At 70.1% G+C, this 1628-nt stretch carries 1 protein-coding gene and 1 pseudogene; both read right to left on the bottom strand.

The annotated features are described in order from the left end of the window. Positions 1–407: 407 nt before the first annotated feature. Positions 408–965, bottom strand: a pseudogene (locus WBP48_RS04430) (nitroreductase family protein); the annotation flags it as partial. Then, the gene (gene msrB, locus WBP48_RS04425; protein WP_424436654.1) at positions 962–1372 is read right to left on the bottom strand and encodes a peptide-methionine (R)-S-oxide reductase MsrB; all 411 of its coding nucleotides are present in this window, start codon (positions 1370–1372) and stop codon (positions 962–964) included. The pseudogene WBP48_RS04430 and the gene msrB, both read right to left, overlap by 4 nt. Positions 1373–1628: the final 256 nt, after the last annotated feature.

The raw sequence follows: 1628 nt of genomic DNA, 5'->3' as shown, positions 1-1628 counted from the left end.
GCGCCGCCGTCTGCCACGCTGACCGGTCAGGCTTCGCCGCGCTCCGCGTCTGCGCGAGTCCGGACCCTCTCGGCCTTCAGCAGCGCCCGGTGGGCGTTCTTCTGCGCCTTGCGGGCCTTCTTCTCTGCCTTGGCGGCCTTCGCGACCCAGTCGACCGGCTTCTTCTGGCCGCCCTTGTTCCCGGACGCGCCCTTCTTGCCCTTCTTGGGTTTGCTCTTCTTGGGCGTGCTCGCCTGTCCGCGCCACTGAACGAACTCACCCGGCTGACCCGAGAGTCTCGCCTCCCCGGGCAGGTCTTCTCGCCCCGACGGCGCGGCAGCGCCCCTGAAAAGCTGATGCGAGAGTCTCGCCTCCCCGGGCAGGTCTTCTCGCCCCGACGGCGCGGCAGCGCCCCTGAAAAGCTGGTCCGCGTTCGGGGGCATCCGGCTCACGTGCCTGCGGGCATCCACGGCTTTGCGCCGCCCTGGGCGTGTGCTCGCGGGTTTGCCTCCGACATACAACCAACCGAGCAGTTCCTCGTTCTCTGCGAGGCCGTGCACGCGGGCGACCGCCTTGCTGCGTGTGTAGCCGCCGGTGCGCCAGATGACGCCCCACCCCGCCTCGTCGAGCAGCAGGCTCAGCACGTGTGCGACACCGGAGGCGACCGCCTCCTGCTCCCAGCGCGGCACCTTCTCGCTCTCGCGGTAGCATGCGACGACCGCCAGCAGCACGGGGGCGCGCAGCGGCTTGGTCGACGGCTTCTCGTCACCCTGCACCTTGGCGATCGCCGCGCCCAGTCGCATCCGGTCGTCGCCGCGCAACTCGATGATGCGCCACGGTCGCAATGACGAGTGGTCGGCGACGCGCCCCGCGGCCGACACGAGGGTGAGGATCTCCGCGCGCGTGGGCGCGGCATCCGTCACCTTCGACCACGACCGCCGGGCGCGCACCGCCTCCAGCGCAGGGCGCGGGACCTGATCGGTCATGACGCGGGCTGCTCCGGCGTGAACGACAGCGACAGCGAGTTCATGCAGTAGCGATCGCCGGTGGGCGTCCCGAATCCGTCCGGGAACACGTGCCCGAGGTGCGAACCGCAGTTGGCGCAACGCACCTCCGTGCGGATCATGCCGTGACTGCGGTCCTCGATGAGTTCGACGGCCTCGGGGCGCACCGACTCGTAGAAGCTCGGCCAGCCGCAGTGCGAATCGAACTTCGTGCCGCTCTTGAACAACTCCGCCCCGCACGCCGCGCACGTATACAGCCCTGCGCGATGCTCATCGAGCAGGTCCCCGGTCCAGGCGCGCTCCGTGCCGGCCTCGCGCAGCACGGCGTACTGCTGCGGGCTCAGCTCCGAGCGCCACTGCTCATCGGTCTTGGTCACCTGATAGGTCATGTCTACTCCTCACTCCACTTCATTCAACAGGGTCGGCGCAGCCGGTGTTCCATCCGCAGCTGAGTCTCCACACGAGAATGGTCGAATGGATGCCGACACGAGCGCCGTCCGCGACCGCTATGCGCGCTTCGCGCGCGACGAAGCCCCGGGGCGGTCGGACGTGTATGCGCAGTGGGCGGCGGGCATCGCCGCCGATCCGGTCGTGCAGCGGGCGCTCGCCGCCATCCCGCCCCAGCGCCGCCAGCCGCCGCTCGTG

The sequence above is a fragment of the Microbacterium sp. genome (genome assembly GCF_049661145.1).
In the GTDB taxonomy this organism is placed as follows: Bacteria; Actinomycetota; Actinomycetes; order Actinomycetales; family Microbacteriaceae; genus Microbacterium.
Note: the sequence above shows the minus strand (reverse complement) of the source record. Positions and strands in the feature narration are given on the sequence as shown.